Source organism: Bradyrhizobium sp. 18BD, from assembly GCF_054185225.1.
In genome coordinates, this window is the sequence record NZ_JAVAYL010000033.1 from 1 (window position 1) to 13893 (window position 13893).

At 64.6% G+C, this 13893-nt stretch carries 13 protein-coding genes; 6 read left to right on the forward strand and 7 right to left on the reverse strand.

Annotation, left to right across the window (positions count from 1 at the left end):
* Positions 1 to 154: 154 nt before the first annotated feature.
* The 6 genes from RAD16_RS38330 to RAD16_RS38355 form a co-directional block, all read right to left on the reverse strand.
* On the reverse strand, positions 155 to 859 hold the full coding sequence (locus RAD16_RS38330) for an ABC transporter ATP-binding protein (protein ID WP_458163052.1): 705 nt from the start codon (positions 857 to 859) through the stop codon (positions 155 to 157).
* Positions 843 to 1574, reverse strand: a complete 732-nt coding sequence (locus RAD16_RS38335; protein ID WP_458163053.1) for an ABC transporter ATP-binding protein — start codon at positions 1572 to 1574, stop codon at positions 843 to 845. Before RAD16_RS38335 ends, RAD16_RS38330 begins: the two co-directional genes overlap by 17 nt.
* The gene (locus RAD16_RS38340) at positions 1571 to 2554 is read right to left on the reverse strand and encodes a branched-chain amino acid ABC transporter permease (RefSeq protein ID WP_458163054.1); all 984 of its coding nucleotides are present in this window, start codon (positions 2552 to 2554) and stop codon (positions 1571 to 1573) included. Before RAD16_RS38340 ends, RAD16_RS38335 begins: the two co-directional genes overlap by 4 nt.
* Positions 2554 to 3432: a branched-chain amino acid ABC transporter permease gene (locus RAD16_RS38345; protein ID WP_458163055.1), complete on the reverse strand. Its 879-nt coding sequence runs from the start codon at positions 3430 to 3432 to the stop codon at positions 2554 to 2556. The genes RAD16_RS38340 and RAD16_RS38345 overlap by 1 nt, the downstream gene beginning before the upstream one ends.
* 195 nt (positions 3433 to 3627) lie before the next feature.
* Positions 3628 to 4872: an ABC transporter substrate-binding protein gene (locus RAD16_RS38350; protein WP_458163056.1), complete on the reverse strand. Its 1245-nt coding sequence runs from the start codon at positions 4870 to 4872 to the stop codon at positions 3628 to 3630.
* 89 nt (positions 4873 to 4961) lie between these two features.
* Positions 4962 to 5777 carry a putative hydro-lyase gene (locus RAD16_RS38355; protein WP_458163057.1) on the reverse strand — a complete coding sequence of 272 codons (816 nt, stop codon included), beginning with the start codon at positions 5775 to 5777 and terminating at the stop codon, positions 4962 to 4964.
* 119 nt (positions 5778 to 5896) lie between these two features.
* On the opposite strand from RAD16_RS38355, the gene RAD16_RS38360 reads away from it, so the two are divergent.
* From RAD16_RS38360 to RAD16_RS38375, 4 genes are read left to right on the forward strand one after another with little or no spacing between them, the layout of a single operon-like run.
* The gene (locus tag RAD16_RS38360; protein WP_458163058.1) at positions 5897 to 6814 is read left to right on the forward strand and encodes a LysR family transcriptional regulator; all 918 of its coding nucleotides are present in this window, start codon (positions 5897 to 5899) and stop codon (positions 6812 to 6814) included.
* A gap of 32 nt (positions 6815 to 6846) precedes the next feature.
* On the forward strand, positions 6847 to 8097 hold the full coding sequence (locus RAD16_RS38365) for an allantoate amidohydrolase (RefSeq protein ID WP_458163059.1): 1251 nt from the start codon (positions 6847 to 6849) through the stop codon (positions 8095 to 8097).
* A gap of 12 nt (positions 8098 to 8109) precedes the next feature.
* On the forward strand, positions 8110 to 9021 hold the full coding sequence (locus RAD16_RS38370; protein WP_458163060.1) for an NAD(P)-dependent oxidoreductase: 912 nt from the start codon (positions 8110 to 8112) through the stop codon (positions 9019 to 9021).
* An 11-nt stretch (positions 9022 to 9032) separates the two neighbouring features.
* Positions 9033 to 10106, forward strand: a complete 1074-nt coding sequence (locus RAD16_RS38375; RefSeq protein ID WP_458163061.1) for a malate/lactate/ureidoglycolate dehydrogenase — start codon at positions 9033 to 9035, stop codon at positions 10104 to 10106.
* Positions 10107 to 10304: 198 nt separating this feature from the next.
* Here the strand turns inward: RAD16_RS38375 and RAD16_RS38380 are convergent, their stop codons facing one another.
* Positions 10305 to 11378, reverse strand: a complete 1074-nt coding sequence (locus tag RAD16_RS38380; RefSeq protein ID WP_458163062.1) for a tartrate dehydrogenase — start codon at positions 11376 to 11378, stop codon at positions 10305 to 10307.
* A 157-nt stretch (positions 11379 to 11535) separates the two neighbouring features.
* Between RAD16_RS38380 and RAD16_RS38385 the strand changes: the two genes are divergently transcribed.
* Both RAD16_RS38385 and RAD16_RS38390 read left to right on the forward strand, forming a co-directional pair.
* Positions 11536 to 12312, forward strand: coding sequence for an SDR family oxidoreductase (locus RAD16_RS38385; protein WP_458163063.1), 777 nt, complete (start codon positions 11536 to 11538; stop codon positions 12310 to 12312).
* 118 nt (positions 12313 to 12430) lie between these two features.
* Positions 12431 to 13849, forward strand: coding sequence for an amidase (locus RAD16_RS38390; RefSeq protein ID WP_458163064.1), 1419 nt, complete (start codon positions 12431 to 12433; stop codon positions 13847 to 13849).
* The last annotated feature ends 44 nt before the right edge of the window (positions 13850 to 13893 follow it).

Here is a 13893-nt window from a genome sequence, read left to right on the forward strand (position 1 = left end):
TTGACCGACGTCTCAGGGTTCTGCTTCCACCCTTGCACGATCATCCCACTCACACTTCTTTCGGACGTCCGGGAGACAACCCTTCCTCATGCCTCCCCCCTTGACTTGGGACATAAGAGGATGACGGCAGTGCTCGCGGAGACAGTGCTAGCGCCTACAGCCCCAGATATGCCTTGCGCACGTCCGGATTGCCCCTGATCTCCGCCGACGGGCCCTGCATCAGCACGCGGCCGGTTTGCAGGATGTAGGCGCGGTCGGCGATCTCAAGGCACTCGGCCATGCGCTGCTCGACGATCAGGACGGTCATGCCGGAGTCGCGGATGAGCTTCACCGCCTGGAAGATTTCATCGACCAGCTTCGGCATGATGCCCTGCGAGGGCTCGTCCAGCATCAGGAGCCGCGGGCGCGTCATCAGCGCGCGGCCGATGGCGAGCATCTGCTGTTCGCCGCCGGAGAGCGTCTCGGCGCGCTGGTCGAGACGTTCGGACAGGCGCGGAAACAGTTTGAAGACGAGATCGAGCGGACCTTCGCGATCGGCCTCGCCGCGATAGAGGTAGCTGCCGAGGCGAAGATTGTCGCGCACCGACAGGCGCGGGAACAGGCGGCGGTTCTCCGGCACATAGGCGATGCCGGCCGCCGTGATGTGGTGCTGCGCCATGCCGTTGAGCCGCTTGCCGTCGAAGGTCACGGTGCCCGAGCGCGGACGCTCGGCACCGGCGATCGACTTGAGCAGCGTCGACTTGCCGGCGCCGTTGGCACCGGCGACACAGACGATCTCGCCCTTGGTGACTTCGATGCTGACCGCGGAGATCGCGACCAGGCCCTGATAGGCGGTCGTGACTTCATGCACCGACAGCATGACGATCTCCCAGATATGCCTTGATCACCTTGGGATCGCGGACGACGTCGGCGGGCTTGCCCTCGACCAGCACCTTGCCGAGGTCGAGCACGATGGCGCGATCGACCAGCGGCATCACGATCTCCATGACATGCTCGACCATCAGCACGGTGATGCCGGCATCGCGCACCTTGCGCACCAGCGCCACGCCGGTCTGCGCCTCGGTCGGCGTGAGGCCGGTGAGGACTTCGTCGAGCAGCAGCAGTTTCGGTTCGGTCGCGAGCGCACGGGCGACTTCGAGGCGGCGCTTCTCAGCCGGCACGAGGTCGCTCGCGAGCACGTCGGCGCGCGCGGCAAGGCCGGTGAACTCCAGCACCTCATGCGCCTTGCGGCGCGCCTCGCGCATTACCGTGTTGCGCACGAGCGCACCGACGATGACGTTGTCGACGACGGTCATGGTCTCGAAGCTCTTGACCACCTGGAAGGTGCGGCCGACGCCACGCTGGCAGCGCACGGCCGCCGGCAGATGGGTGACATCCTCGCCGTCGAACCAGATCGAACCCTGGGTCGGCGGCAACACGCCGGCGATGAGATTGAACAGTGTCGACTTGCCGGCGCCGTTGGGGCCGATCAGGCCGACGATCTCGCCGCGGCCGACCGAGATCGAGACGTCGCTGTTGGCTATGAGGCCGCCGAACCGCTGCCAGACGCCGCGGGTTTCAAGGAGCGCGGTCATCGCGTGGCTCCTTTCGCTTTTGAACGGGAGAACAGACTGACCAATCCCTGCGGCAAAGCCAGCGAGATCGCCACGATCAGTGCGCCATAGACGATGAGGTCGACGCCGCGGCCGGAGCCACCGATATAGGAGCGCGTCAGTTCGGTCATCGGGATCAGGATGGCCGCGCCAAGCACCGGGCCCCAGAGGGTGCCGATGCCGCCGAGCACGGCCGGCAACGCCATCAGCAGCGAGAACTGGAAGCCCATCACGCTTTCAGGATCGATGTAGGCAAGGAACTGCGCATAGAAGGCGCCGCCAATGGCGACCAGGAAGGCGGAAACGGCGGCCGCGCCCATCTTGGAGTTGAACACGACGACACCAAGACTTTCAGCCGCCTCCGGATTGTCCTTCACCGCGCGCCACCAGAAACCCCATTTGGAGTCTTCCAGCCACCAGGTGACGAACCAGGCGAGGCTACACAGTACCAGCGCGAAATAGAAGTACGGCAGCTTGCTGCGCATGAACTGGAATTTCAGCCAGCTGTCGCCGCGCACGGGAACGGTGATGCCCATCGCAGCGCCCGCCCACTCCCAGTTCTGGAACAGCAGCAGGCCGATCTCGGCGATGACGATGGTCGCGATCACGAAGTAATGGCCGCGCAGGCGGAAGAAGGGATAGCCGAGCCCCATCGCGATGATCGCCGCGATGACGCCGCCGGCGAGCATGCCGAACCAGGGCAGCACGCCGAACTTGGTGAACAGCAGCTCGGTGGTGTAGGCGCCGATGCCGAAATAGAGCGCGTGGCCCAGCGAGATCTGCCCGCAATAGCCGGACAGGATGTTCCAGCTCTGCGACAGCGCCGCGTACATCAGGGTCAGGATCAGGATGTTCTGGACGTAGACATCCTTGATGAACAGCGGTGCGAGGGCTGCGAGCCCGGCCAGGACCGCGGCGATGATGAGGTCGCGGCGGCGCCGCGCGGCAAAATTCTTGTCCATCACATCGACCCGAACAGGCCACGCGGCCGGATGAAGACGACGAGGAGATAGACGGCGTAGATGCCGACCGATTTCAGCGACGGCGGCAGCACCAGTGCGGTCACCGCCTCGACGAGGCCGACGATGATGCCGCCGGCGAAGGCGCCGAACACGCTGCCGAAGCCGCCGAGCGCCACCGTGACGTAGGCGATGAGCGCGAAGGACGCGCCGACGTCGGGATAGATGTAGAAGAACACCGCCATGATCGCACCGGCGAGGCCGACCAGCGCGGCGCCAAGGCCCCAACCGAACGCGAACACGCGGTTCTTGTCGATGCCGACGAGCGCGACCGCACCGGGATCTTCACGCGTGGCTTCCAGCGCGCGGCCGAAGTCGGTGCGGTGGATGAAGAAGTAGAGACCGGCGAAGGCCGCGATCGAGACCAGCGCGCCGACCAGTTGCGGCTCCGGCAGGAAGATCCCGGCCACCGAGATGGTTTTGCCGCCGAGCCAGGACTGCGGGATGCTGCGATAATCAGGCGTGAAGAAGTACTGCGCGAGGCCGCGCATCACGATGGCCAGGCCGAAAGTGGTGAAGATCTGCACCATGCCGGCATTGGCCTTGGCCCGCATGGCGAAGCGTACAATTAACAAGTAGACCACCGCCCCAAAGATGAAGAGCGCCGCCGCCACCAGCGGTGCGGACAGCAAGGGATCGATCGCGAAGAACGCGAACAGGAAGAAGGACAGGTACATCGCGATCATCAGGAACTCGCCATGGGCGAAGTTCGTGACGTCCATCAGGCCGAAGATCAGCGCGAGGCCGACCGCGATCAGCCCGTAGAGCAAGCCCATGAGAAGGCCGCTCGCGAGACTCTGGATAATGGCTTGGGCTGTCAACTCTAGTCCCCCGTTCGAAACGTCATCGTTTGCTCCGTCATTGCGAGCGAAGCGAAGCAATCCAGAGATGCCTCTGCGGCAATAGTCTGGATTGCTTCGTCGCCAGCGCAAAATTGCTCCGCAATTTTGTCGCGGCTCCTCGCAATGACGAGGCTCGTGCGACGATCTCGATTTGCTCCGCTGCCCCCGCAGCGCTTACTTCATCGGCCAGGTCGCTTCCGCGATCGCGGCCTGCGGCGGGAAGATGGTGACGAACTTGCCGCCGATATATTGCAGCAGCACCGGATCGGCGTCGTTGTTCTGGCCGGCCTCGTCGAACTTGACGCGCTTCCAGGGCATGATGGTCTGCTCGCCCGGGATGTCGGTGGCGGCCAGCGCGTCGCGGATCTTCTCGCCGTCGGCCGACTTGGCGCGGTTGATCGCGTCGGCGAGGATGATCAGGCCCATGAACTGGCGCGAGGTGAGGTCGTTGAAGTCCTTGCCCGAGCGCGCCTTGAACATCTCGTTGATCTTGCCGACCATCGGGCGCTTCTGCGCGAGGTCGAGCGAGAAGGTGCCGCGCGAGATCACGCCTTCGAGCTTGTCGCCGACGGCGTCATAGAGCGCCTTCTCGGAGAAGCCGGCGTCCTGCGCCACGATCGCGTTCGGCTTGTAGCCGAGCTCGGCCATGGTCTTGACCAGCAGGATGCCGTCGGTGGTGTAGCTCGACGGCATCAGCACGTCGGCATTGGCGGTCTTGAGCTGCTGCACCTCGGCCGAGAGCGAGGGCGAGTTGGCGCGATACTTGATGTCGGTGACGATCTTGTAGCCGCGCTCGCCGGCGATCTTGGCCTGGGCGTTGCCCGAGTCGGTGCCGAAGATGGTATCCTCGTGGAACAGCGACAGCGTCTCGATCTTGGTGCCCTTCTTCTTCATGGCATCGAAGAAGTCGAACATCGCAGCCGAGTACATTTCGTCGTGCGGGGCGGCGCGGAAGTAATATTTGAGGCCGCGGCGATGCAGGCTCGGCGAGGAGTTGTCGGCCGAGACGAACGGGATCTGGTACCGTTCGCAGATCTGGCTGACGGTGACGGCGACGGCGCTCTGATAGGTGCCGATGATGGCGGAGACCTTCTCCTGCGTGATCAGGCGCTCGGCTTCGGCGCGGCCCTTCTGCGGATCGGCCTGGTGGTCGGCGAAGACGAGACGCACCTTGGCGCCGCCGAGACCCGGCAGACCCTCGCCCTTGGCCAGCGGCAGATCGAAATCGGTGTCCTTGTTGATGACCTCGAGCGCGGTCTCATAGGCCTTCTGCGCATCGACGCCCTGCTGGGCGCTGCCGCCGGAGAACGGATAGATCACGCCGATCACGACTTCCGACGTTTGCGCGCGTGCGGCTAGCGGCATCAACGCGGCGGTTGCGGTAGCTCCGAGCAGAACGTCGCGGCGAGTGATCGTCATGGGTGGATTTCCTGTTACTGAATTTGCGCGTATCGAATGAAGTGATTGGTGGAGAGCGTAAAGCCTGAAGAAGCAGCAAACGCTGCCTACTAAATCACGGCCATGGTCCTGTTCTTCAGGTCCGTCACCAGCATCAGGCCCGGCGAATGCGTGATCGCGAACGGCAGCTTGGCGGCGTTGATGACCGATTGCGGCGTGACGCCGCAGGCCCAGAACACCGGGATCTCGTCGGCGGCGACAGGTACGGGATCACCGTAGTCGGGCTTGGCGATGTCCTTGATGCCGATCAGATGCGGATGGCCGAGATGCACGGGCGCGCCATGCACGGCGGGATAGCGCGAGGTGATCTGCACCGCGCGAATCGCATCGGCCGGCTTGAACGGGCGCATCGACACCACCATGGGGCCGGCGAAAGGACCGGCCTCGCCGCAGGCGATGTTGGTGCGGTACATCGGCACGCGCACGTTCTCTTCGATGTGGCGGATCGGCATGCCCTCGTCGAGCAGCGCCTCCTCGAACGAGAACGAGCAGCCGAGCACGAAGGTCACGAGGTCATCCCGCCAGAACCTGGTGACGTCGGTCGGCTCTTCCACCACTTCACCGTCGCGCCAGATTCGGTAGCGCGGCACGTCGGTGCGGATGTCGAGATCGGCGCCGAGCGCGGGGATGTACGGGCTGCCCACGTCGGACATGCCGATGATCGGGCACGGTTTTGGATTGAGCTGGCAGAAGCGGTGAAAGGCGCCGGCATATTCGGCCGGTAGGATCGCCAGATTGCCCTGGACGAAGCCGGGGGCGACGCCGGCGGTGGAACCCACCTCGCCGCCACGATAGGCGAGCCGGGCCTGACGGCTCGGGAGGCTGTCGGGTGTTTCAGTTTGCTGCGCTGCCACCAAAACAGTCATCGGATAGACCTGCCTATAAACTCGACAAAGACAGCCAACACCAAGCGTGCTATAAAGTCTAATCTTCCTTTCTAATCGATATCGATAAATCCAATTTATCGATCGGGAAAATCCTTCCAATGCTGGACTTCAGGTCGATCGAAACCTTTCTCTGGGTTGTGAAGCTCGGCAGCTTTCGCGGCGCCGCAGCAAGGCTCAATACGACCCAGCCGGCGATCTCCCAGCGCATCGCCCAGCTCGAGCGCGAGATGGGCGTCAAGCTCCTCAACCGCGACCATCGCGTCGCCTCGCCGACGCCGAGCGGACGGCAGATGATGGTCTATGCGGAAAAGCTGATCGGCCTGCGCGCTCAGATGATGGCGGAGATCGGCGACCGCTCGGCGATGCGCGGGGTGATGCGTCTCGGTGTCGCCGAGACCATCGTGCACACTTGGCTGCCGCGCCTCGTCAAGAGCGTGAACGAGGTCTATCCGAACCTGTCGCTGGAGATCGAGGTCGACATCACGCCGAACCTCACCGCGCGCCTGCTCGCACAGGAGATCGAGCTGGCCTTCGTCGTGGGACCGCTGTCGGCCTCCGGCGTGCACAATCGCGTGCTCGCCGATTATCCGATCGGATTTCTCGCAAGCCCCTCGCTCGGTCTAGGCAACGGCCCGGTGACGCGCGCCGAGCTGGCGCGGTTTCCGATCATCACCTTCCCGCGCAAGACCAGGCCTTACGAGGTCGTGCGCGAGGTGTTCGACCGGCCGGAGCTGCCGCCGATCCGGCTGCATGCGTCCGCTTCCCTGGCAACCGTCATTCACATGGCGGTCGAAGGCCTCGGCATCGCCGTGATCCCGGACGCCATCGTCGAGAACGAGCTGGCCGACGGGCGGCTGCAACTGCTCGACACAGATCTTGCGATCGCGCCGCTGACGTTCACCGCGAGCTGGCTCGCCTCGCCCGACGTCGTCGCGGTGGAGCGCGTCGCCGAGCTTGCACGGCAGATTGCGCAGAGCAGCCTCGCGGTTGACGCGCCCGCGCTGGCGGGTCATTGAAAAAGGCGCCGGATAATCGAGAGACCCAACGCATGAGCCGAGCCGCCACCAACCTGCAAATCGATTCCGCCCGCCTGTGGGGCTCCATCCACGAGACCGCGCAATTCGGCGGGACAGCCAAAGGCGGTGTGCGGCGACTGACACTGAGCGCCGAAGACAAGCAGGTGCGCGACTGGTTCCGCAAGGCTTGCGAAGACGCCGGGCTGGAAGTCCACGTCGACGCGCTCGGCTCGCAGTTCGGCCTGCGCAAGGGCCGCGACATGTCGAAGCTGCCCGTCGGCATCGGCTCGCATCTCGACACCCAGCCGACCGGCGGCAAGTATGACGGCATCCTGGGAACGCTCGGCGCGCTGGAAGTGATCCGCACGCTGAACGACGCCGGCATCGAGACCGACGCGCCGATCTGCATCGTCAACTGGACCAACGAGGAAGGCTCGCGCTTCGCGCCGGCGATGATGGCCTCCGCGGCCTATGTCGGCGATTTCACCACCGACGACATCCTGTCGCGCAAGGATATCGACGGCACCACCGTCAGCCAGGCGCTCGACAGCATCGGCTATCGCGGCGAGAAGCCGGTCGGTTTCCAGAAGCTTGGCTGCTTCGTCGAGCTGCACATCGAGCAGGGACCGATCCTCGAAGCCGAAGGCAAGACCATCGGCGTGGTCGATTCCGGCCAGGGCGTGCTCTGGTACGACGGCAAGATTTCCGGCTTCGAGAGCCATGCGGGCTCGACGCCGATGCCGCTGCGGCGCGATGCGCTGGCAACGCTGTCCGAGATCGTGCTGGCGATGGAGGCCATCGCCAAGAAGCACGGGCCGAACGCGGTCGGCACCATCGGCGAAGCCGTGATCGCAAATCCCTCGCGCAACGTCATCCCCGGCGAGATCGCCTTCACCATGGATTGCCGCAGCGCCGATGGCGCGATCATGGATGCGCTCGACCGCGATCTGCGCGCCGCCATTACCGAGATCGCCGCGCGCCGCAAGGTCGACGTGAAGATCGACCTCGTCTGGCGCAAGCCGCCGACGCATTTCGACCCCAAGCTGATCGCAGCGGTCGAGAACGCGGCGAAGACGCTCGGCTATTCCTCGCGCCGCATCACCTCCGGCGCCGGTCACGACGCCTGCAACCTCAACACCGTGATGCCGGCGGCGATGGTGTTCGTGCCGTGCAAGGACGGCATCAGCCATAACGAGCTGGAAGACGCGACGCAGCCCGACTGCGCCGCGGGGACCAACGTGCTCATGCACACCGTGCTGGCGATCGCCGGCGTCGCATCCTGACCGGAGAGAACCATGCGCGGAGTTTTCGTCGACGCCAACGAAGCCCTCGCCGTGATCATGGAGCGACTGGAGAAGCCGGACGATCCCAAGGTGCGGATCCACAGGGATCCCGACATCAAGCCCGAGCAATATCCTGAGATCCTTGATGGCGCCGAGATCGCGATCGTCGACCACACGGCGCTTCCGACCGAGGTCGCGAAGAAGTGCGCAGGATTGAAGCACGTCGTGTTCCTCGGCACCGGCGCACGCAGCTATATGAACCCGGAGGAGCTCGCCGAGCTCGGCATCTCCGTGCACCTGATCAAGGGCTATGGTGATACCGCGGTCGCAGAATCCGCGATCGCACTGATGTGGGCCTCGGCCCGCGTCATCGCCATGATGGACCGCGAGATGCGCGCCGGAAGCTGGTTGCGCGAGGACGGCATGCAACTCACCGGCAAGACGCTCGGCCTGATCGGCTTTGGCGGCATCGCAGCCGAGGTCGCGCGCATCGCCTCCGGCAGCGGCATGAAGGTGATTGCCTGGAACCGCTCGCCGAAGAGCCATCCGGGCGTCGAGTTCACCGATCTCGACACGCTGCTGGCGCGGAGCGACGTCGTGTCGCTGCATCTGCTGCTCAACGACGAGACGCGCGGCATGATCACGCGCGAGACAATCGCGAAAATGAAGCCGGGCGTCATCTTCGTCAACACCGCCCGCGCCGCCATTGTCGACGAGCAGGCGATGATCGACGCGCTGAAATCGGGCCATATCCGCCATGCCGGCCTCGATGTCTTCAACATCGAGCCCCTGCCCGGCGATCATCCCCTCACCAGGATTCCGAACGTGACGCTGTCGGCGCATTCCGCCTTCCGCACGCCGGAAGCCAGCGAAAACCTGATTGAAGCGGCATGGGTCCATTGCCGCCGGATCGTGAAAGGATAAGAGCAACAACAATGGCCGACTATCGCACCATCAAGGCAGAACCGCTCACCAACGCCATCCGCGCCATCGTCAAGGCGGGCGGATCTACCGACCGCGAAGCCGATCTCGTGTCCACCAATCTCGTCGAAGCCAATCTCAAGGGACATGATTCCCACGGCGTCGGCATGATCCCGCGCTATGTCCAGAGCGTCACCAATGGCGGCCTCGCCGTGAACCAGCACGTCAAGATCGTGCTCGACACGGGTCCCCTTCTCACCCTCGACGGCCTCACCGGCTACGGCCAGGTGATCGGCCATGAAACGATGGAGCTGGCGGCGGAGCGCGCCAAGCGCAACGGCGTGTGCCTCGTCGGCCTCTCCAACTCGCACCATATCGGCCGCATCGGCCATTGGGCCGAGCAGTGCATCGACCACGGGCTGGTCTCGATCCATTTCGTCAACGTGATCTCGCGCCCGATCGTGGCGCCCTGGGGTGGCAGCGATGCGCGTCACGGCACCAACCCGTTCTGCGTCGGCATCCCGCGCAGGGGGAAAGAGCCGATCGTGCTCGACTTCGCCACCAGCAGGATCGCGCAGGGCAAGACCCGTGTCGCCCACAACAAGGGCGCCGAACTCGAGCCCGGCACCATCATCGACAACGAAGGCAAGCCGACCGTCAACCCGCGCTACACCGTGATCCCGCCGTACGGCGCCATCCTGCCGTTCGGCGAGCACAAGGGCTCGGGGCTCGCGCTGGTGTGCGAAATCCTCGGCGGCGCGCTCTCGGGCGGACAGGTGGTCAAGGGCCCATCGGACGGCAAGTACAACGTCCTCAACGGCATGCTCTCGATCATCATCGATCCGGACAAGCTCGGCACCGGCGAAAACCTCGCGAGTGAAGTCGAAAGCTTCGTCGCCTGGCACACCGGCTCGCCTCCTGGCCCCGGTGTCGACAAGGTGAAGATCGCCGGCGAGCCCGAGCGCGAAACCAAGAAGAAGCGCCTCGCGGGAGGCATTCCGGTCGATCCCACCACCTGGCAGGAGATTATCGAGGCCGGGAAGAAGTTCGGGCTGGATCAGGCCGCGATCGAGGAGATCGTGGGCTGATAGCACCACCGCTGTCGTCCCGGACAGAGCAGCGAAGTAATCTGTAGGGTGGGTTAGCCCTGCAGATGCGCAAAGCGCATCTGCTCGGCGTAACCCACCACTGTTGGCATCCGCGGAGGAGAAAGAGGTGGGTTACGCCAGCGGACTGCGCTTTGCGCAGCCGCGGGCTAACCCACCCTACGCAGGGTCACCCCCGCCTCAATCCACCATATCCGCGACCGCCTTGCCGCAGGCGGTGGTGTCGGCATTACCGCCGAGGTCCTTGGTCCGCAGCGTGCGCTCGGCCAGGGTGCGCTCGATCGCCTCGACGATCGACTTGCCGGCGGCCTTCTCGCCGAGGTGCTCGAGCATCATCGCGCCGGACCAGATCATGCCGATCGGGTTGGCAATGCCCTGCCCCGCGATATCGGGCGCCGAGCCGTGGACCGGCTCGAACACCGACGGGAAATCGCCCTCAGGATTGATATTGCCCGACGGCGCGATGCCGATCGTGCCGGTGCAGGCCGGGCCGAGATCGGACAGGATGTCGCCGAACAGGTTGGAGCCGACCACGACGTCGAACCAGTCCGGATGCAGCACGAAGTTCGCGGTCAGAATGTCGATGTGGTACTTGTCCCACTTCACGCCCGGGAACTTCTTGGCCATCGCCTCCACGCGCTCGTCCCAATAGGGCATGGTGATGGAGATGCCGTTCGACTTGGTCGCCGAGGTCAGGTGCTTCTTCGGCCGCGACTGCGCGAGCTCGAAAGCGAACTTCAGGATGCGGTCGACGCCGGTGCGGGTCATCACCGTCTGCTGCGTCACGAACTCGCGATCAGTGTCGGGGAACATGCGGCCGCCGACCGAGGAATATTCACCTTCGGTGTTCTCGCGCACCACCCAGAAATCGATATCGCCGGGCTTGCGGTTGGCCAGCGGCGACGGCACGCCGGGCATCAGGCGCACCGGACGCAAGTTCACGTACTGGTCGAACTCGCGGCGGAATTTGATCAGCGAGCCCCACAGCGAGACGTGATCCGGAATCTTGGCGGGCCAGCCGACCGCGCCGAAATAGATCGCATCGTGCTTGCCGATCTTCTCCTTCCAGTCATCCGGCATCATCTGGCCGTGCTTCTCGTAATAGTCCCAGGACGAGAAGTCGAAATGGTCGAACTGCAGGGACACGCCGTGCTTCTTCGCAGCGGCCTCCAGGACGCGCAGGCCTTCCGGCATCACTTCCTTGCCGATGCCGTCGCCGGGAATGACTGCGATCCGGTATTGTTTCTTGCTCATCGAGAACGTCCTTGGTTGGTCCGGCAGCCGCCGCCTTTTTGACCGCACTGCAATGGACCAAAGTCAGCGGCAGTGCAACGCTGCACTGCAATGTTGACCATGGCGCGGCCGAGCGCCTACTGATTTCATCCTGTTTCCCACCGAGCGAGTACCCCTCATGGATCTGCATCTGCGTGGCAAGCGCGTCCTGATCACGGGCGCGTCCAAGGGCATTGGCGCAGCCGCCGCCGAGGCGTTTGCCGAGGAAGGCGCAAACCTGCTGCTCGCCGCCCGCAGCGGCGACCAGCTCAAGGCGTTGGCGGACCGCCTGCGCTCCGCGCACCAGATCGATGCCACGACGAGCGTCGTGGACCTGCGCAATGACGACGACCTGGCGCGACTCGCCAGGGAAGCAGCCGACATCGACATTCTGGTCAACAATGCCGGCGACATCCCCGGCGGCTCGATCGACAAGATCGACGAGGCGACCTGGCGCCACGCCTGGGAATTGAAAGTGTTCGGCTACATCAACCTGACGCGGCAGATCTACGCGCAGATGAAGGCGAAGGGCGGCGGTGTCATCGTCAACGACATCGGTGCCGCCGGCGAGAAGTTCGACGCCAACTACATCTGCGGCAGCGCCGGCAATGCTGCGCTGATGGCCTTCACCCGTGCGCTCGGCGGCAAAAGCCTCGCCGACAATATCCGCGTGGTCGGCATCAATCCCGGCCCTGTCGGCACCGATCGCCACGTCACCCTGCTCAAGACTCGGGCAAAGCATCAGTTCGGCGACGAGAGCCGCTACAAGGAATTCCAGAAGAGCCTGCCGCTCGGCAGGCCTGCGCATGCGCGCGAGATCGGTGATCTCATGGCGTTCCTCGCATCGGATCGCGCCGGCTATACGTCGGGCGTGATCTATACGGTGGACGGCGGCATCAGCGCCGGCTGGGGTTAACTCTATCGTCGTCATTGCGAGCGAAGCGAAGCAATCCAGGAATGTGGCCGCGGTGGCAGTCTGGATTGCTTCGCTTCGCTCGCAATGACGGACTAAAATAAGCACAGGAGTAAAATAATTGTCTCAAGACCTGATCCGTGAAACCGCCTGCGCCGTCGTCGACAAGCTGCGTTCCGGCGACGTCTCGCCACTCGAGCTGCTCGATGTGGTGGAGAAGCGCGTCAAGGAGGTCGACGGCAAGGTCAATGCGCTGCCGACACTATGCTTCGATCGCGCGCGAGACTATGCCAAGACGCTGATGCGGAAGCCTGCCGGCGCGCGCGGGCTGCTCGCGGGCCTGCCGCTGCCGATCAAGGACCTGACCGACGTCGCTGGCGTCTTGAACACCCAGGGCTCGCCGATCTTCAAGGACAACATCCCCGCGACGTCCGACCTCATGGTCGAGAACCTCGAGGCCAACGGTGCAGTCGTCTACGCCAAATCGAACACGCCGGAATTCGGAGCCGGCGCCAACACCTTCAACGAGGTGTTCGGCGCGACGCTCAATCCCTGGGATACGTCGAAGTCGGCCGCGGGCTCCTCGGGCGGCGCCGCCGTGGCGCTCGCGACCGGCATGGCCTGGCTCGCGCAGGGCTCTGACATGGGCGGCAGCTTGCGCAGCCCCGCGGCGTTCTGCGGCGTCGTCGGCATGCGGCCGAGCATCGGCCGGGTCGCGCATACCCCCAAATCCGGCATCGACCGCAATCTCGGCGTCGTCGGCCCGATGGCGCGCAACGTCGAAGACCTCGCACTGCTGCTCGACGCGATGAGTGGCGATTATGCGGACGATCCGCTGTCGCTGCCGGCGCCCACGACCTCGTTCCTGTCGGCGGCACAGTCGGGCAAGAAGCCCAAGCGCATCGCTTATTCGCCCAATCTCGGCATCACGCCCGTTGATCCCGAGGTCAAGGCGATCACGCGCAAGGCGGCGGAACGCTTCGCGGAAGCCGGCGCCATCGTCGAGGAAGCGCATCCGGACTGGCGCGAAGCGCATGAATGCTTCCACGTGCTGCGCGCCTTCGACTTCGCGATCACCAAGGCCAATCTGCTGCGCACCAAGCGCGACCTGCTCAAGCCCGAGGTGATCTGGAACATCGAGGAAGGTCTCAAGCTCACGGTCGAGCAACTCGCCCGGGCCGAGGCGCAGCGCGTCGGCATGACCGCCCGCGCGGTCGAGTTCTTCAAGACCTACGATCTGCTGCTGACGCCGACCACGATCGTGCCGCCCTTCCCGATCGAGCATCGCTATGTCGCCGAATGCGCGGGCAAGAAGTTCGAGAACTATGTCGAATGGCTCGGTATCGTCTACGCCATCACGCTCGCCTGCTGTCCATCGCTGTCGCTGCCTTGCGGGTTCACCGCGTCGGGCCTGCCCGTGGGCGTGCAGGTCGTCGGTGCGCCGCGCGCGGATGCGCAGGTGATCGCGGGCGCAAAGCTGCTCGAGGACATTCTGGGCCTGCGCGGGACGACGCCGATCGACCCGAAGGTCAAGGCTTAATACGGGCCGCACCGGGGGACCTTGATTGTCCCCCGGCGCCGGCA